Below are 17,574 nucleotides of genomic sequence, written 5' to 3' on the forward strand. Positions count from 1 at the left end.
TCCCTTTCCGGCGGTTCCGACTCTATCAGATCCTTTCGGGCCTGACTCCCAGTCAGAGGGGCTTGTCTTCGCGGCTGTTGGGCCGTTCCGACGAGTGAGACTTTAGCGGACTCCGTGGCCCCGCGCTAATCGGGGCTGCGTTCTTTCGAACGCGGATTCCTCATTTCGCAAATACGCATACCAATTAAACGACAGCAGCCGGATCGACGGCAGTCGACTAGTGGGTTGGTACTTACGGAATGGCTGTCCGGGGACCGACCGGAGTCGGCGCTCACGTCGGACAACTCGGAGAACACTACGTACCGGGGCGGGGGGTGTCAACTCCCGTCCGGACGGGACCCAGGAGGCGTACCCTGGGCTGCATGACGACGCGTACGTGCACCCAGCTGTGGTGGGCCGCCTGACGGCGGCCGGACTGACGTATGCACTCAACGGCCGCCGCCTCGGCGGCCGTTTTCGTATCTCCCTCCGGTAGCTCCTGAGGGTCGGCCCGCCGGGACGGCGGTCTCGACCGGGAGACGGAGAAGAGATGACGCGGGTCTTCAGTGGGGTCAAGCCGACCGGGCATCTGACGCTGGGGAACTACCTGGGAGCCATGCGGCGGTGGGCTGTCGTCGACCAGTACCAGTCGGATGCCTTGTTCTGTGTCGTGGATCTGCATGCGCTGACCGTGGACCACGATCCGGCTCGGGTGCGACGGCTCAGCAGGCAGGCGGCGACCTTGCTGCTGGCTACGGGGCTGGATCCCGAGCTGTGCACCCTGTTCGTGCAGAGCCATGTCGACGAGCACGCGCGGCTGTCGTATGTGCTGGAGTGCGTGGCCACGGACGGTGAGATGCGGCGGATGATCCAGTACAAGGAGAAGGCGGCGCGGGAGCGGCAGCGTGGCGGGAGTGTGCGGCTGTCGTTGCTGACGTATCCCGTGCTGATGGCGGCGGACATCCTGGCGTACGGGGCCGACGAAGTGCCGGTGGGGGATGACCAGACGCAGCATGTGGAGCTGACACGGGATCTCGCGGTGCGGTTCAACCAGCGTTACGGGCATACGTTCGTGGTGCCTCGGGCCACGCCGCCGGCGGTGGGGGCGCGGGTGATGAACCTGCAGCAGCCGCTCTCGAAGATGGGGAAGAGCGATGACACCGGGCCGGGGATCGTCTATCTGCTCGACGAGCCGGATGCGGTGCGGAAGAAGGTCACGCGGGCTGTGACCGACAGCGGGCAGGAGGTCGTGTACGACCGGGAGGCGCGGCCGGGTCTCGCCAATCTGCTGGAGATCCTCGCGGCGTGCACGGGTGGGAACCCGGAGGCGCTGAGCGGTGTATATGAGTCGTACGGCGCCTTGAAGAAGGACACCGCAGAGGCCGTGGTCGAGGTCCTCAGGCCCGTGCAGGAGAGGCACAAGGAGTTGTGCGCGGATCCTGGCTATGTGGAGGGGGTGCTGCGGGATGGTGCGCAGAAGGCCCGGGCGATGGCCCGGCCGACCGTCGATGCGGCGTATCGGGCGATCGGGTTGCTGCCGGCGGATGCGGATATCGCGGTGACCGCGTAAGGCGGGTGCCGGGCCGCCCTCTGGGGCGAGGGCGGCCGGGCGCCGTCAGCCGTTGTTGCCGGAGGCCAGTTCGCGGCTGCGGTCGCGGGCCGCTTCGAGGGCGGCGATGAGGGCTGCTCGTACGCCGTGGTTCTCGAGTTCGCGGATGGCGTTGATGGTGGTGCCCGCGGGGGACGTGACGTTCTCTCGGAGCTTGACCGGGTGTTCGCCGCTGTCGCGGAGCATCGTGGCGGCGCCGATCGCGGACTGGACGATGAGGTCGTGGGCCTTGTCGCGGGGCAGGCCGAGCAGGATGCCGGCGTCCGTCATGGCTTCGACCAGGTAGAAGAAGTACGCCGGGCCGGAGCCGGAGAGGGCGGTGCAGGCGTCCTGCTGGGACTCGGGGACGCGGAGCGTCTTGCCGACGGCGCCGAAGATCTCCTCGGCGTGGGCGAGGTGCTCGGCGGTTGCGTGGCTGCCGGCGGAGATGACGGACATGGCCTCGTCGACGAGGGCGGGGGTGTTCGTCATGACGCGGACGACCGGGGTGCCCGCGGCGAGGCGCTCCTCGAAGAAGGAGGTGGGGATGCCCGCGGCACCGCTGATGATCAGGCGGTCGGCGGGGACGTGCGGGGCGAGTTCGTCGAGGAGGGTGCCCATGTCCTGCGGCTTGACCGTGAGGATCAGGGTGTCGGCCGTCTTGGCGGCCTCGGCGTTGGTGACGGGGCTGACTCCGTAGCGCGTGCGGAGTTCTTCGGCCCGTTCCTGGCGGCGGGCGGTGACCAGGAGGTCGGCGGGGGCCCAGCCGCCTCGGATCATTCCGCTGAGCAGGGCTTCGCCGATCTTGCCGGTGCCGAGGACTGCGACTTTCTGGGTCATGGCTGCGGGTGCCCTCCGGGGTTCTCGTCGTCCGGGGTTCATCCTCGCACCGGGGGTGGGTGTGCGGCTCGGTTGTCCGGCTGGCGGGATGTGGACGGGGTGTCTGCCCGCTAGGCCGTTCGACGTCGCAGGGTTGCGGCTCCCAGGGTGAGGACGAGCAGGGCACAGCCGGCCACGATCAGCGCGTCGCGGACGAAGGCGGCGGTCATGTCGGTGTGCCTGAGGACCTCGTTCATGCCGTCGACGGCGTAGGACATGGGCAGGACGTTGGAGATGGCCTCCAGGACGGGGTGCATGTTGTCGCGGGGAGTGAAGAGGCCGCAGAGAAGGAGCTGGGGGAAGATCACGGCCGGCATGAACTGGACGGCCTGGAATTCGGAGGCGGCGAAGGCCGAGACGAAGAGGCCGAGGGCGGTGCCGAGGAGGGCGTCCAGGAGGGCCACCAGCAGCAGGAGCCATGGGCTGCCGGTGACGTCGAGGCCCAGGACCCAGAGGGCCAGTCCCGTGGCGAGGGCGGACTGGATGATCGCGAGGGTGCCGAAGGCGAGGGCGTAGCCGGCGATGAGGTCGCCTTTGCCGAGAGGCATGGCGAGGAGGCGTTCGAGGGTGCCTGAGGTGCGTTCGCGCAGGGTGGCGATGGAGGTGACCAGGAACATCGTGATCAGCGGGAAGATCCCGAGGAGGGAGGCTCCGATGCTGTCGAAGGTGCGTGGGCTGCCGTCGAAGACGTAGCGCAGCAGGAACAGCATCACGCAGGGGATCAGGATCATCATCGCGATGGTGCGCGGGTCGTGGCGGAGCTGGCGCAGTACGCGCGCGGCGGTGGCCGTGGTGCGGGAGGCGCTGAGGGCGCTGGTCGGGGCGGCCGGGTTCACGGTGGTGGTGGTCGTCGTGCTCATCGCGTCGTCTCTTCCTTCTTCTGTTCCTTCTTCTGCTCCCTCTTGCGTCCGGCCGCGGTGGCTTCGTCGACGAGGTGCAGGAATGCGGCTTCGACGGTGTCGGCGCCGGTGCGGGTGCGCAGGGCGTCGGGGGTGTCGTCGGCGAGGATCTCGCCCTCGCGCATGAGGAGGAGGCGGTGGCAGCGCTCGGCCTCGTCCATGACGTGGGAGGAGATGAGGAGGGTCGCTCCGCGTTGGGCGGCGATGTCGTGGAAGAGGGTCCAGAGATCGCGGCGGAGGACGGGGTCGAGACCGACGGTCGGTTCGTCCAGGACGAGTAGCTCCGGGGTGCCGAGGAGGGCGACGGCCAGGGAGACACGGCTGCGCTGGCCGCCGGAGAGGTTGCCGGCGAGGGCGTCGGCGTGGCTGGTGAGGTCGACGTCCTCGATGACTCGGGTGACGTCGGAGTGTCGGTGGTCGGCGGCCGCGTGGCCCGGGGCGAGGATCGCGGCGAAGTAGTCGAGGTTCTGGCGGACGGTCAGGTCGTCGTAGACGGAGGGGGCTTGTGTGACGTAGCCGATGCGGGTGCGCAGGGTGGGGTGGCCGGCGGGGTGGCCGAGGACGTCGAGGGCGCCGGTGACCTTGGCCTGGGTGCCGACGATGGAGCGCATGAGGGTGGACTTGCCGCAGCCCGAGGGGCCGAGGAGTCCGGTGATCTGGCCGCGCGGGACGGTGAAGTCGAGGCCGCGCAGGACGGTGCGGGGGCCTCGGACCACGGTGAGGTCTTCGGCGCGGACGGCGGGGGTGTCGGGAGGGCCTGGAGAATAATTCATCATGCGATGAATAATCCTCTCGCCCAAGGGGGTCGTCAAGCGTGATGTGTACGGCGGGTTCGAGGGCGCAGGCGCGCGATGGAGCGATCGGAGGCGGGTGATCCGGTTCACGCGCCTCCGGAGCCCTCCGCGGACCGGGTGAACGGGCTGCGCGGTCAACTCCCGTTCCTGACAATGGGTTTCAGTGCCGTGTACTCCCCCGACGCGGCGCGCCCACGCATCTCCTGTCCTGTGACCGTCGGAGGTGCTCCTGCCATGCGCTGCGCTGTAAGCAAGTCCGATCTGTTCGCTTCCCTTGTCGTGTTTCTCGTGGCCCTGCCGCTCTGCGTCGGAGTCGCCATAGCCTCCGGTGTGCCGGCCGAGCTGGGGCTGGTGACCGGGATCGTCGGCGGGCTGGTCGCCGGTGTGCTGCCGGGCAGCAGCCTGCAGGTGAGCGGGCCTGCGGCTGGACTGACGGTGCTGGTCTACGAAGCCGTGCAGAGGTACGGGGTCGGGGCGCTCGGGGTGCTGGTGTTCGGGGCGGGGCTGGTGCAGCTCGGGCTCGGGGTGCTGCGGCTGGGGCGGTGGTTCCGGGCCGTGTCCGTGGCGGTCGTGCAGGGGATGCTGGCCGGGATCGGGCTCGTCCTGGTCGCCGGTCAGGTCTACGCGCTGGGCGACGCGAACGCACCCGGCGGCGGGCTGGGCAAGCTGGCCGGGCTCGTCTCACTGCCCTCGGTGCTGGATCCGGTGGCGTTGTCAGTGGGGGGTGTCACCATTGCCGTACTGCTGCTGTGGCCGCGATTCAAGCGCGGGGCTCGCCTGGTGCCCGCACCACTGGTCGCGGTCGGCCTCGCGGCGGCGGTGACCGGGGTGTTCGGCCTGGACGTGCGGCGGGTCGAGGTGCAGGGCCTGCTGGATGCCGTACGGCTGCCGGAGGCGGCGGATCTCGGACGGCTCACGGAAGTGGGCGTGTTGGGGACCGTGATCGCCTTCGCGTTGATCGCGTCCGCCGAGTCGTTGTTCAGCGCGGCGGCGGTGGACCGGCTGCACGGCGGGCGGCGCACCGACTACGACCGTGAGCTGATCGCGCAGGGCGCGGGAAACGCGGTGTGCGGGGTGCTCGGTGCCCTGCCGATGACCGCGGTGATCGTGCGGAGCGCGGCGAATGTGCAGGCGGGCGCACGGACCAAGGCGTCCCGGGTGCTGCACGGGGTGTGGCTGCTGCTGTTCACGGTCGTCGTGCCCGGGGTCCTCGGGGTCGTTCCGGTGGCGGCGCTGGCCGCGCTGCTGGTGCATGCGGGGTGCAAGCTCGTGCCGGTGCGGGAGGTGCGGGTGCTGTGGCAGGGCCATCGTGGGGAGGTGGTCGTGCTGGGGGTGACGGCGGTGGCGATCGTCGTCGGGAATCTTTTCGAGGGGGTGCTGGTGGGGTTGGCGCTGGCGGTGGCGAAGACCGCGTGGGACGCCAGCCATGTGCATGTGGAGACCGAGGACCGGGGTGAGGCGGGGATCGTCGTACGGGTGCTGGGGCATGCGACGTTCCTGCGGCTGCCGAGGCTGCTGGATGAGTTGGAGGCGTTGCCGCGGGACCGGGAGGTGCGGTTGGAGTTGGGCGGGCTGCGGCACGTGGACCATGCGTGTGCGGCGGCGCTGGAGGGGTGGGCCGCGGGGCGGGGGCAGGGGCAGGGGTTGGTGGCTAGCGGGAAGTGACGGGGGGTGCAGGTGCAGGGTGCGGGGAGGGAGGGGCGCTGGGGCAGAGGGGCAGAGCGGAGGGGCTCAGGGGCAAGGGAGGAGGGGGCTCCTGGGGTAGGGGCGGTGTGAGGCGAGTGGCTTGGCCTGTCGGGGGCGCTTTCGGCTGTGCGGTTCGGCGGGACGCCGTGGGGCGGGGCGAGGTGCAGCGCAGGGGCGGGCGAGGGTCCGCGCGTCGTGGCTGGTCGGGTGCTGGGCGAGGTGCAGGCGAGGGTCCGCGCCAGGTGCCGCGAGATTCCGGGTGAGGTTCTGTTCCGGTGCTGGGCGAGCCTCCGGGGCCGGGTGCTGGGTCATGGTGCCGGGCTCCCCCGCTCGGGTGTCGGGCTCAGTGGACCGTGGCGGGCGGTGTCGTAAGTGGGGTCGGTCCTTGAGCGGGCTCAGGTTGTGGCCAGCAGGAGGATGACGTCGTAGACCTCTTCGACGATGCCGTCCGGGAAGGTCCGCAGGAGGTGTTCACGCTCCTCGGCGAGGAAGGCGGCGTTCGCTTCCTCGCCGCGGACCAGGAAGATCGAGTGGCTGGCGATGTTGGCGAGGTGGGCGTCGACGGTGATGCGGCGGCTCCAGCGGACCTCTCGGCGGGTGAAGCGGAGGCGGTCGGCGGGGTCGGCGACGTGCGCGTTGACGTTGCGCTTCTCCTTGGAGACGTTCACGTCGAAGTGGCGTTCGATGCGCTTGGCGCTCTCGGCGAGCCAGGGGACGTCGAGGGCATCGGTGTTCCACCACAGCGCGAGCGCGCCGCCCGGGCGCAGGACGCGGACGGCCTCCGGAATCGCGAGGCTCGGGTCGGTCCAGTGCCAGGCCTGGGCGTAGGTGAGGAAGTCGGCGGAGTCGTCGGCGAGGGGGAGGACGTTGCCGTTGCCGCGGACGATCGGGATGTCGGGGTGGGTCCGGCGGAACTGGGCGGCCATTCCGTCACCGGGTTCGACGGCGAGGACGTCCGCGCCACGGGCGTGCAGGAGTCCGGTCGCTATGCCCGTGCCGGCGCCGACGTCCACGACACGGGCGCCGGTGAGAGGGCGGCCGGCGAGATCCTCGACGGCGTCGAAGAGGGCGGGCGGGTAGGAGGGGCGGTTCGCCGCGTACTGGGCTGCGGCCGCGTTGAAGGAGTGGGCGCGGGCGGTGCGCGTGGGAGCCGTCATACGGCCATGGTGGCGGAGGTGGGTGCAGGGTGCAGTGAGTTTTCGGTGAGAGTCGGTGGGGGCGCCGGAGGGGGTGGGAGCCGGGGGCGCCTTGCGAAGAGATCGGCGGGGCCGGGGGCGGCCGAGGTTCGCTGCGCCGCGCCGGGCCGGGCTTCGGTCCGGTCCGGTCCGGTTCGGTTCGGTGCGGACCGGTTCGCATCGCACGGCCTGGCCCCGAGCCGGCTGACCGTGGCAGTGGCCTTCGGCCCACCCCTCGTATGTCGAACGGCCCGGGTTCGAGGCTCGGCGTGGGTCGTCGCGCCCCGTGCAATTCCTAGGACCGGCGGCGCTTCTTCGATGGGTTGCCGGTGCGGCGGGTGCTGCGCTTCTCGTGCTGCTTCAGCGCGGTCTCGTACTCCTCGCGGTGGAGTTTCTCGCCAGGGGCCTCGGTGAGGGAGCGGAAGAAGTAGGCGAGAAGGGAGCCGACGAAGCCGATGGCGAGGAGGCCGCGGAGGGAGGCCTGGCGGTCGGGGTCGGGGCGCTTGGTGAAGCTGTCCCAGGTGTGGCGGAAGGCGAGGGCGCTGCAGATCGCGAACATCACGACCATGAGGAGGGTGACGAAGCCGCCGATGTCCGCGATCTGGAGGCCCTGGTAGGCGAAGCGGAGGATCAGGCAGGAGGCGAGGGCGGCGGCGAGGGAGCCGACGGCTGCGCCGATGCGGCGGACCGGGTAGCCGTTGTCGTGGTCGACCCAGGTCGTGCCGAAGAAACGGATGGGTTCCGGGCGGGGGCCGGGTGCGGAGCCCGCGGGAGTTTCCTGGGTGCCGTTTTCGTCGCTCACGCGTCGATTATGGCTCCGGGTCGGGCGCGGACTCCGCGGGGGCTCAGCAGCGGCCGACGACGTATCCGTCGCTGCCCGTCTTCACGTAGGTGTCCGAGACATAGACGCCGTCGGCGGTCTTGTCCCAGATGTTCGAGGTGCCGAGCGGGCCGGTGATCGTCTCGCCCGGCGTCTGGCAGACGAGGGTGAGGTTCGTGCCGGGCTTGTAGGTCTTGATGATCTGGTAGCTGGTTCCCGGGCCGCTGCGGGCGTTCACGTTCGAGGTGCCGACCACCGGGTAGCTCGCGGCTGCGGCCTCGGAGGCGGCGCCGAGGACGGTGAGGAACGCCGCGGCGGTGCTGGTGAGCACGAGGGAGCCGCGCTTCAGCAATGTCATGGGGGTCCTTTCGGTCTTGCAGGTGCTACGAGCAGCGCGGGCGGACGTATCCGTCGCTGCCCGTCTGGACGTAGGCGTCCGCGATGAACTCACCGTCGTCGATGTTGTCCCAGATGTTCGACGTGCCGTACGGGCCGGTGATGGTCTCGCCGGGCGTCTGGCAGAAGATCGGCACCATGGCGCCCTCGGGCAGTACGCGGACGATGGCGTACTGGGTGCCGGGGCCCCTGCGGACGTTGACGCGGTAGCCGGGGGCGACCGGGTAGTAGCGGATCTCGGCCTCGGCGGTGCCGGCGGCGCCGACCGTGATGAAGGCGCCGGTGGCGGTGGCGAGGAGGACGGATCTGCGGGTCACGGGGGACATGGCTTTCCCTTGGGATTGTGTGGGGGTACCGGGTCAGCTGCAGCGGTCGGCGACATAGCCGTCGCTTCCGGTGTTGACATAGGTGTCCGAGACATACTGGCCGTTGCTGATGTTGTCCCAGATGTTCGACGTGCCGTACGGGCCAGTCACCGTCGTGCCCGGGGTCTGACAGTAGATCGGGACCTTGGAGCCCTCGGGCAGGATCCGCACGATGCTGTAGCTCGTGCCGGGGCCGTTGCGAACGTTGAGGCGGACGTCCGGCGCGATCGGGTAGTAGCGCACGCTCGCCGACTCGGCCACGGGCGACATGGCCATGAGGAAAGCGCTGGTGGCGGCGGTGAGCAGGACGGATCTACGAGTCCGAGAGGTCACTGATGGTCCCTTGGAGGTAGGGGCGGCGAAGGTCAGGCGCAGCGCGAGGCGACGTAACCGTCGCCGCCGGTGTTCAGGTAGGCGTCCGAGACGTACTCACCGTCACCCATGTCGTCCCGGATGTCCGATGTGCCGTAGGGGCCGGTGACAGCCCGGCGCCGCCTCGTGATGCCGACATCGGAACTTCTCGGGCAGCGGTGGTGTCAGAGCGAGCAGCGCGGGCGGATGTAGCCGTCGCTGCCGGTGTTCACGTAGGCGTCCGAGACGTACTCACCGCTGGCGACGCAGTCCCAGATGTTCGACGTGCCGTACGGGCCGGTGATCGTCGTGCCGGGTGTCTGGCAGAGGATCGCGACCTTGGACCCCTCGGCCAGCACGTCCACGATCGGATAGCTCGTACCGGGGCCGCTGCGCACGTTCAGCCGGACACCCGGCGCGATCGAGTAGTAGCGGACAGCTGTTGCCGAGGCCGCCGCCATCACCCCGATCGCTTCCTCGCCGCCATCGGTCTCTTCGACACGGTCAACAGACATGAATTCCTCCCCCGTTGAGCCCCACGGTTGCCATGGGACCTCGTTGATTCCCCCACGACACGTCGCGAAACAGACGTGCGCAACTCGAACACGAACGCTAGCAAGCCGCCTCTGTCTCGTACGAGTCATCGACTAGGCTCCGTGCGTCGCGCGCGCGGACGAACAGCACGGGGGTGGTCCCATGGCGCCACAGCACAACACCGGAGCGGGCGCGGAAGCGGAACTTCCCGAGTACGCCGGTCACTACAAGCTGGAGTCACGTCTGGGGTCCGGGGGTATGGGCGTCGTACACCGCGCCCGGAGCGCCTCGGGGATGACGCTCGCGGTGAAGGTCGTGCACGCCGAATTCGCCAAGGACCCTGAGTTCCGGGGGCGGTTCCGGCAGGAGGTCGCTGCGGCCCGCCGCGTCAGCGGCGCATTCACGGCGCCGGTCGTCGATGCCGACCCGGAGGCGGAGCGCCCCTGGATGGCCACGCTGTTCATTCCGGGCGCCACCCTCGCCGACGAGGTGAAGCGGAACGGCCCCATGCCCCCGGCTCAGCTGCGTCGGCTCATGGCCGGGCTGGCCGAGGCGCTGCGCGACATTCATAGGGTCGGGGTCGTTCACCGGGATCTCAAACCCAGCAACGTGCTGCTCGCCGACGACGGGCCCAAGGTCATCGACTTCGGCATTTCCCGGCCAAAGGACAGCGAACTTCGCACAGAGACCGGGAAGCTGATCGGAACGCCGCCGTTCATGGCACCCGAGCAGTTCCGGCGTCCGCGCGAGGTCGGACCTGCCGCCGATGTCTTCGCGCTCGGCTCGGTGATGGTCCACGCGGCTACGGGGCGCGGGCCCTTCGACTCGGACAGCCCGTACGTCGTGGCCTATCAGGTCGTCCATGACGAACCCGATCTGACCGACGTACCCGAGAATCTCGCACCGCTCATCGCGCGCTGCCTGGCCAAGGAACCCGAAGACAGGCCCACACCGGACGAGTTGATGCGCGAGCTGCGCTCGGTCGCGGCCTCGTACGACACACAGGCGTTCATACCTACCCAGCGCACGGGCGCGGAGCCCCGCCCGGAGCCCCGCGCTGGGGAGCCGCAGCGGCGACGTAAATGGCGTCCGGGCAAGGCGGTGGCGCTGGGGGCCTTGGGTCTGGTCCTCGTGGTGCTCGGCACGCTGATTTCCGTCCAGCTCCTCGGTCATGAAGAGACGGAACGGAACGACGGTCCCGCACACAGCACGGCCGCCGGGTTCCGTCCCTGGGCCACGAAGCCGAATGAGGGAGAAGGCGGCCTGCCCCGGTGCTCGTACGGGACACGACGTCTGCTGTGCACTCAGCCAGGGATGGTCGCCGCGCTCGATCCGGCCGACGGCCGCGTGCTCTGGAGGCACCCGCTCGGCAAGGCCGATACCCCCGGTACGCCACCGGTCCTGGCAGCCGGCCTGGTGCATGTCCTGACTCACTCGGGCAAACAGCTGCTGGCCCTCGATCCGGCCTCCGGCACCACCCGGTGGAAGTTGGACATCTCCACCTACCTCGGCTTCCGGTACGCAGGAGCCATGCTGCTGCTGACGGGGCCTGGCGGGAAGGTCACCGGAGTCGACGGCTCATCGGGCGAGACCAAGTGGCGCAGAACCGTGGCTGATTCGAGCAGCCTGTCCCTCCACTCGTTCCCCGGCAGCCCCTGGGCGTACGCCACCGGCAAGTCCGCCGACGGAACGCACACGCGGGTGACAGCGGTGGATCCGGGCACGGGCCGCGTGCGGTGGAACGCCCGCTTCGAGGGGACGTTGAAGCCGTTCGGCGCCGCGGACGGCAGTGTCCTCTTCCTGTCGAGCGGCGGCAATTACGGCGAAGCCGACGCCGTGGTCCGCTACGACCCGGAATCCGATGCCACGCGGCGCGTGACGCTCGCTGTCCCGCTCGATCAGGCGCAGGCCACCGCCCACGGCGACCTCGTCTACCTGCTCGGCACAGGCGGCTCCCTGGTTGCCGTCGACATGGGCGCGAAGAAGCAGCTGTGGTCGCTCGAGACATCCGTGAGCCAGGGTTCCGCACCAGCGACCGACGGCCGCCATGTCTACATCACCGCCGCTGACGGACGCCTGCTGGCCGCCGACGCCGCGCAGGGAAAGCCGCTCGGCCAGACGGCGCCCAGGATGGGCGACAAGTCCGACGAGTACGTGGCCACCTTGCCGGTGCCCCAGATCGCGGGCGACCGCATCTACGCCACCGCCCCCGACGGCACCGTCTTCGCCCTCCCCACCGCCAACCCCTCCACCTGGTGACACGCAAAAGGGGCCGCCCCCGAAGAGACGGCCCCGCAAACCCCGAAGCTCAGCTCGAAGCTCAGCCCTGAAACTCAGCCCGGCTTCGAAACCTCAACCCAGCCTCGAACCCTCAACCCAGCTTCGAGACGTCCCGCACCGCGCCCTTGTCCGCGCTCGTCGCCATCGCGGCGTACGCCCTCAGCGCGGCCGAGACCTTGCGCTCGCGGTTCTTCGGTGCATACACCCCGCCCAGCGCCGCCTCGCGACGGGCCAGCTCGGTGTCGTCGACGAGGAGTTCGATGGCCCGGTTGGGGATGTCGATGCGGATGCGGTCGCCGTCCTCGACGAGGGCGATGGTGCCGCCGGCGGCGGCCTCCGGGGAGGCGTGGCCGATGGAGAGGCCGGACGTGCCGCCGGAGAAGCGGCCGTCGGTGACGAGGGCGCAGGCCTTTCCGAGGCCGCGGCCCTTCAGGTACGAGGTCGGGTAGAGCATCTCCTGCATGCCGGGGCCGCCCTTGGGGCCCTCGTAGCGGATGACGACGACGTCACCCTCCTTGATCTCCTTCAGGAGGATCTTCTGGACGGCTTCCTCCTGGGACTCGCAGACCACCGCCGGGCCCTCGAACTGCCAGATCGACTCGTCGACGCCCGCCGTCTTCACCACACAGCCATCGACCGCCAGGTTGCCCTTGAGGACCGCGAGGCCGCCGTCCTTGGAGTAGGCGTGCTCGGCGGAGCGGATGCAGCCGCCCTCGGCGTCGACGTCCAGGGTGTCCCAGCGCTCGGACTGGGAGAAGGCCTCGGCGGAGCGGACGCAGCCGGGGGCCGCGTGCCACAGTTCCACGGCTTCCGCCGACGGGGAGCCGCCGCGGACGTCCCACGTCTTCAGCCAGTCCGCGAGGGAGGGGCTGTGGACGGAGTGGACGTCCTCGTTGAGCAGACCCGCGCGGTGCAGTTCGCCCAGCAGGGCCGGGATGCCGCCGGCGCGGTGCACGTCCTCCATGTAGTACGTGCGGTTCTTGGCGACGTTCGGTGCGACCTTCGCCAGGCACGGCACCCGCCGGGAGACCGCGTCGATCTCGTTGAGGCCGAAGGGGACCTCCGCCTCCTGGGCCGCGGCCAGCAGGTGCAGGATCGTGTTGGTCGAGCCGCCCATCGCGATGTCCAGCGCCATGGCGTTCTCGAAGGCGGCGAAGGACGCGACCGAGCGCGGCAGGACCGTCTCGTCGTCCTGCTCGTAGTAGCGCCGGGTGATGTCCATGACGGTGCGGGCGGCGGCCTCGTACAGGCCCTTGCGGGCGGTGTGGGTCGCGAGCACCGAGCCGTTGCCCGGGAGCGAGAGGCCGATCGCCTCGGTCAGGCAGTTCATCGAGTTGGCCGTGAACATGCCGGAACAGCTGCCGCAGGTCGGACAGGCGTTCTCCTCGATACGGAGGATGTCCTCGTCCGAGATCTTGTCGTTGACGGCGTCGGAGATCGCGTCGACCAGGTCGAGGGTGCGGACCGTGCCGTCGACGAGGGTCGCGCGGCCGGACTCCATCGGGCCGCCGGAGACGAAGACGGTGGGGATGTTCAGGCGCAGGGCCGCGTTCAGCATGCCCGGCGTGATCTTGTCGCAGTTGGAAATGCAGATCAGGGCGTCGGCGCAGTGCGCCTCGACCATGTACTCGACCGAGTCCGCGATCAGGTCACGGGAGGGGAGGGAGTACAGCATGCCGCCGTGGCCCATCGCGATGCCGTCGTCCACCGCGATGGTGTTGAACTCGCGCGGGATGCCGCCGGCCTCGACGATCGCCTCGCTGACGATCCGGCCGACCGGCTGCAGGTGGGTGTGGCCCGGGACGAACTCGGTGAAGGAGTTCGCGACGGCGATGATCGGCTTGCGGCCGATGTCCGCGCCCGGTACACCGGAGGCGCGCATAAGGGCGCGGGCGCCCGCCATGTTGCGGCCGTGGGTGACTGTGCGGGACCTCAGCTCGGGCATCGTCGCTCGCTCCTTCAGACAGTTGTGGCTGTTATCGAGCGTACGCCGGTCATCCAGAGGGCGGACAGAGTGTCCGGAATGCGGGATACGAATCTCGCACTGAGGGCACTGAGGGCACCGTTCAGGGCCCCGTCAGATGCCCCTGCACCACCGGCGCCACCCGCGCGATGATCTGCTCCACGTCCGCCGAAGCGACCGGCTCGATCCTGATCACGTATCGCATCATCGCCACCCCCACCAGCTGCGCGGCGGCCAGCTCGGTGCGCAGTTCCGCGTCCGGGGTGTCCAGTTCGCCGGCGATCCGCCGCATCAGCTGCGCCGCCACGAGCCGGCGGAAGACGGCGGCCGCGGCCTCGTTGTTCACCGCGGACCGCACGATCGCGAGGAGCGGCTTACGGGTCACCGGGTTCTCCCAGAGCCCGAAGATCACCCTGGTCATGCGCTCGCCGGCGTCGTCCAGCGGCCCTTCGAGCACCGCGTCCCGCACCTTCACCGCGGGCGAGAAGGCCACCTCGACGGCCGCCTCGAAGACCTGCTCCTTGGTCCCGAAGTAGTGGTGGACCAGGGCGGGGTCCACTCCCGCCGCCTTCGCGATCCCGCGCACCGACGTCTTCTCGTACCCCCGCTCGGAGAACTCCTCACGGGCCGCGGCCAGGATGCGATCCCGGGTGCCGGCCGATTCCGTACGAGGGGGGCGGCCCCGTTTCCGTGCGGTGACGCCGTCGGTCACGGCAGCCTCGGCACCTTCACGGCCGACGCCAGGTGCAGCCGCGTGAACGCCAGCGCCTCCGCGAGGTCGGCCTCACGTTCGGCGCTGGACATCGCGCGCCGGGTGTTGACCTCGATGACGACATGACCGTCGAAGCCGCTCAGGGCGAGACCTTCCAGCAGCTCGGCGCAGGGCTGGGTGCCGCGGCCCGGGACGAGGTGCTCGTCCTTGGCCGAGCCCTTGCCGTCGGCGAGGTGGACATGGCCGAGCCGGTCCCCCATGCGGTCGACCATCTGCAGCGCGTCGGAACGGGCCGTCGCGGAATGGCTGAGGTCGATCGTGAAGTGCCGGTAGTCCTCTTTCGTCACGTCCCAGTCGGGGGCGTACGCGAGCATCTCGCGGTCGCGGTAGCGCCAGGGGTACATGTTCTCCACGGCGAACCGGACGTCCGTCTCGTCCGCCATCCGCCAGATGCCGCTCACGAAGTCCCGGGCGTACTGGCGCTGCCAGCGGAACGGCGGGTGTACGACGACGGTGGTCGCCCCCAGCTTCTCGGCGGCCGCCTGGGCGCGCTGGAGCTTGACCCAGGGGTCGGTGGACCAGACGCGCTGGGTGATCAGCAGGCAGGGGGCGTGCACGGCGAGGATCGGGATCTGGTGGTAGTCGCTCAGTCTGCGCAGGGCTTCTATGTCCTGGCTCACCGGGTCGGTCCACACCATGACCTCTACGCCGTCGTAGCCGAGGCGTGCGGCGATCTCGAAGGCCGTCGCCGTGGACTCCGGGTACACGGAGGCCGTGGAGAGCGCGACCTTCGCATCCGGGATCCGTACGACTGGTTCTGCCACGGGGGTCAGCCTAAGGGGTTCGGTCGGGTGAATGCGGGGTGCCTATTCGCCGTTGTGGTGCTTGCCATAGGCGGGTGCGGGGGCGGTTGTGGTGGCTCACGCCCACGTGGCGGAGCCGCACATCGATACGGCCCCGCGCCCCTGACCGCAGCTACACGGATCCCATGTGGTCGAGTCGCCGCAGGATCACGCCTTCTCGCAGCGCCCATGGGCAGATCTCCAAGTTCTCCACGCCGAACAAGTCCATCGCGCCCTCGGCCACCAGCGCACCCGCGAGCAGCTGGCCCGCGCGCCCCTCCGAGACGCCCGGCAGCTCCGACCTCTGCGCCGCCGTCATCCCCGCCAGCTGCGGGACCCACGCCTCCAGGGACTCCCGCTTCAGCTCGCGCTGGACGTAGAGGCCCTCGGCGGAGCGGGCGGCGCCGGCGAGACGGGCCAGCTGCTTGAACGTCTTGGAGGTGGCGACGACGTGGTCGGGGGCGCCGAAGCGGCTGAATTCGCCGACCGTGCGGGCGATCTGGGCGCGCACATGACGCCGTAGTGCCCTTATGTCCTCGGCGTCCGGCGGGTCGCCCGGGAGCCAGCCCGCGGTGAGACGGCCGGCGCCCAGCGGCAGCGAGACCGCCGCGTCGGGCTCCTCGTCGATGCCGTAGGCGATCTCCAGGGAGCCGCCGCCGATGTCCAGGACCAGCAGCTTCCCCGCGGACCAGCCGAACCAGCGGCGGACGGCGAGGAAGGTGAGGCGGGCCTCCTCGGCGCCGGTGAGGACCTGGAGCTCGACGCCGGTCTCGGCCTGCACGCGCGCGAGGACGTCGTCGGCGTTGCTGGCCTCGCGCACGGCGGAGGTGGCGAACGGGAGGAGGTCCTCGACACCCTTGTCCTCGGCGGCCTGAAGGGCCTCCTTGACGACGCCGATCAGTTTCTCGATCCCCTCGGGGCCGATCGCCCCGCTCTCGTCGAGGAGTTGGGCAAGGCGCAGTTCCACCTTGTGCGAGTGCGCGGGCAGCGGGCGCGCGCCAGGGTGTGCATCCACCACCAGCAGATGCACCGTGTTAGATCCCACGTCGAGGACACCGAGTCTCATGTACGGAACGCTACTGCCACCTGCACGATCGACTGTCCTCAGAGCCTTGCCAAGCCACTTACCCTGGACGCGTGCCAAAGACGAAAAAGGCGAAGAGCGACAAATCTTCCAGCGGTTCTTCGCAGGCGAAGTCGCAGGTGACGGCGTCGGCGAAGTCACCGAAGAAGTCGAAGAAGGCCCTGGCGGCCGACGAGAAGGGGCTCGACTTCGCCCGCGCATGGGTGGAGTTCCCTGATCCGGCGGACGACGAGCAGGTCTTCCGGTGCGATCTGACATGGCTGACCTCTCGCTGGAACTGCATCTTCGGCAGCGGCTGCCAGGGCATCCAGGCGGGCCGCGCGGACGACGGGTGCTGCACGCTGGGCGCGCACTTCTCCGACGAGGACGACGAGAAGCGGGTCGCCGAACATGTGGCCAGGCTCACTCCGGAGATCTGGCAGTTCCACGACGAGGGCACCGAGCGCGGCTGGATCTCGCAGGACGAGGACGGCGACCGCCAGACCCGCCCCTACCAGGGCTCGTGCATCTTCCAGAACCGCCCCGGCTTCTCCGGCGGCGCGGGCTGCTCGCTGCACATCCTGGCGCTCAAGGAGGGCCGCGAGCCCTTGGAGACCAAGCCGGACGTCTGCTGGCAGCTGCCGGTGCGCCGGACGTACGAGTGGATCGACCGGCCCGACGACACGCGCGTACTGCAGGTGTCGATCGGCGAGTACGACCGCCGCGGCTGGGGTCCGGGCGGCCATGACCTGCACTGGTGGTGCACGTCGGCGACCTCGGCGCACGGCGCGGGCGACCCGGTGTACGTCTCCTACCGCCCCGAGCTGACCGAGCTGATGGGCAAGGCGGGCTACGACCGGCTGGTGGAGCTGTGCGAGGAGCGGCTGGCATCGCAACTGCCACTGCTGGCTCCACATCCGGCCGACCCGGTGGACTGACCGCGACCGGCCGCCCGCGTGGACTGACCGCGACCGGGCGACCCGGTGGACTGACCTGAACTGGCCACCCCTGCGGACCGACCGCGCCTGACGGACCCTGCGGGGCGACCGCATCTCTCCGACCCCGCGGACTAACCGCATCCCGCCGACCCCGCCGACTGACCGCGCCTGACCGTCCCTGCGAGCTGGCGGCAACCGGTCGGCGCGGCGGGCTGACCGCAACCGGCCGCCGCAGGGCATGAGCGGCGTCCGGCCGAGGCAGGGCACGGGCGACGTCCGGCCGACGCAGAGCACGAGCGCCGTCCGGCCG

17 protein-coding genes and 1 pseudogene are annotated in these 17,574 nt (G+C 70.0%); 4 read left to right on the top strand and 14 right to left on the bottom strand.

Annotated elements, in window-relative coordinates:
• Positions 1–529: 529 nt before the first annotated feature.
• Entirely contained in the window at positions 530–1,549 is a 1,020-nt protein-coding gene (gene trpS / locus PH203_RS30715) for a tryptophan--tRNA ligase (protein WP_289924011.1), read from the top strand.
• A gap of 45 nt (positions 1,550–1,594) precedes the next feature.
• Here trpS and proC read toward each other — a convergent pair whose 3' ends face one another.
• The 3 genes from proC to PH203_RS30730 form a co-directional block, all read right to left on the bottom strand.
• The gene (proC, locus tag PH203_RS30720) at positions 1,595–2,407 is read right to left on the bottom strand and encodes a pyrroline-5-carboxylate reductase (RefSeq protein ID WP_289924012.1); all 813 of its coding nucleotides are present in this window, start codon (positions 2,405–2,407) and stop codon (positions 1,595–1,597) included.
• 110 nt (positions 2,408–2,517) lie between these two features.
• Positions 2,518–3,306: an ABC transporter permease gene (locus tag PH203_RS30725; RefSeq protein WP_289924013.1), complete on the bottom strand. Its 789-nt coding sequence runs from the start codon at positions 3,304–3,306 to the stop codon at positions 2,518–2,520.
• Positions 3,303–4,121: an ABC transporter ATP-binding protein gene (locus tag PH203_RS30730; protein ID WP_289924014.1), complete on the bottom strand. Its 819-nt coding sequence runs from the start codon at positions 4,119–4,121 to the stop codon at positions 3,303–3,305. Before PH203_RS30730 ends, PH203_RS30725 begins: the two co-directional genes overlap by 4 nt.
• Before the next feature lie 252 nt (positions 4,122–4,373).
• Here PH203_RS30730 and PH203_RS30735 point away from each other — a divergent pair, with 252 nt between their 5' ends.
• Positions 4,374–5,804, top strand: a complete 1,431-nt coding sequence (locus tag PH203_RS30735; RefSeq protein WP_289924016.1) for a SulP family inorganic anion transporter — start codon at positions 4,374–4,376, stop codon at positions 5,802–5,804.
• A gap of 416 nt (positions 5,805–6,220) precedes the next feature.
• Here the strand turns inward: PH203_RS30735 and PH203_RS30740 are convergent, their stop codons facing one another.
• From PH203_RS30740 to PH203_RS30770, 7 genes and pseudogenes are all read right to left on the bottom strand, one after another.
• Entirely contained in the window at positions 6,221–6,982 is a 762-nt protein-coding gene (locus tag PH203_RS30740) for a class I SAM-dependent methyltransferase (RefSeq protein WP_289924017.1), read from the bottom strand.
• Positions 6,983–7,295: 313 nt separating this feature from the next.
• On the bottom strand, positions 7,296–7,802 hold the full coding sequence (locus PH203_RS30745) for an EamA/RhaT family transporter (protein WP_289924018.1): 507 nt from the start codon (positions 7,800–7,802) through the stop codon (positions 7,296–7,298).
• Positions 7,803–7,845: 43 nt separating this feature from the next.
• Positions 7,846–8,178, bottom strand: a complete 333-nt coding sequence (locus PH203_RS30750; protein WP_289924019.1) for a hypothetical protein — start codon at positions 8,176–8,178, stop codon at positions 7,846–7,848.
• A gap of 25 nt (positions 8,179–8,203) precedes the next feature.
• Positions 8,204–8,542 carry a hypothetical protein gene (locus PH203_RS30755; protein WP_289924020.1) on the bottom strand — a complete coding sequence of 113 codons (339 nt, stop codon included), beginning with the start codon at positions 8,540–8,542 and terminating at the stop codon, positions 8,204–8,206.
• Between the two features lie 33 nt (positions 8,543–8,575).
• Positions 8,576–8,857: an SH3 domain-containing protein gene (locus PH203_RS30760; RefSeq protein WP_289924021.1), complete on the bottom strand. Its 282-nt coding sequence runs from the start codon at positions 8,855–8,857 to the stop codon at positions 8,576–8,578.
• An 89-nt stretch (positions 8,858–8,946) separates the two neighbouring features.
• Positions 8,947–9,063, bottom strand: a pseudogene (locus PH203_RS30765) (peptidase); the annotation flags it as partial.
• A 54-nt stretch (positions 9,064–9,117) separates the two neighbouring features.
• Positions 9,118–9,447: an SH3 domain-containing protein gene (locus PH203_RS30770; RefSeq protein WP_289924022.1), complete on the bottom strand. Its 330-nt coding sequence runs from the start codon at positions 9,445–9,447 to the stop codon at positions 9,118–9,120.
• A 181-nt stretch (positions 9,448–9,628) separates the two neighbouring features.
• On the opposite strand from PH203_RS30770, the gene PH203_RS30775 reads away from it, so the two are divergent.
• On the top strand, positions 9,629–11,725 hold the full coding sequence (locus PH203_RS30775; protein ID WP_289924024.1) for a serine/threonine-protein kinase: 2,097 nt from the start codon (positions 9,629–9,631) through the stop codon (positions 11,723–11,725).
• Positions 11,726–11,837: 112 nt separating this feature from the next.
• Here PH203_RS30775 and ilvD read toward each other — a convergent pair whose 3' ends face one another.
• From ilvD to PH203_RS30795, 4 genes are all read right to left on the bottom strand, one after another.
• Positions 11,838–13,691: a dihydroxy-acid dehydratase gene (gene ilvD, locus PH203_RS30780; RefSeq protein ID WP_289924025.1), complete on the bottom strand. Its 1,854-nt coding sequence runs from the start codon at positions 13,689–13,691 to the stop codon at positions 11,838–11,840.
• A gap of 121 nt (positions 13,692–13,812) precedes the next feature.
• Complete coding sequence (locus tag PH203_RS30785; RefSeq protein WP_289924027.1) at positions 13,813–14,421, bottom strand: TetR family transcriptional regulator; 609 nt, start codon at positions 14,419–14,421, stop codon at positions 13,813–13,815.
• Positions 14,418–15,245 (bottom strand): sugar phosphate isomerase/epimerase, encoded by an 828-nt coding sequence (locus PH203_RS30790; protein ID WP_289924029.1) that lies wholly within the window; start codon positions 15,243–15,245, stop codon positions 14,418–14,420. The genes PH203_RS30785 and PH203_RS30790 overlap by 4 nt, the downstream gene beginning before the upstream one ends.
• 151 nt (positions 15,246–15,396) lie before the next feature.
• A complete protein-coding gene (locus tag PH203_RS30795; RefSeq protein WP_289924031.1) occupies positions 15,397–16,329 on the bottom strand; it encodes a Ppx/GppA phosphatase family protein in 933 nt (310 codons plus the stop codon).
• A gap of 71 nt (positions 16,330–16,400) precedes the next feature.
• Between PH203_RS30795 and PH203_RS30800 the strand changes: the two genes are divergently transcribed.
• A complete protein-coding gene (locus PH203_RS30800; protein ID WP_289924034.1) occupies positions 16,401–17,264 on the top strand; it encodes a hypothetical protein in 864 nt (287 codons plus the stop codon).
• Positions 17,265–17,574 lie beyond the last annotated feature (310 nt).

The organism is Streptomyces sp. S.PB5, assembly GCF_030403745.1.
Lineage (GTDB): Bacteria > Actinomycetota > Actinomycetes > Streptomycetales > Streptomycetaceae > Streptomyces.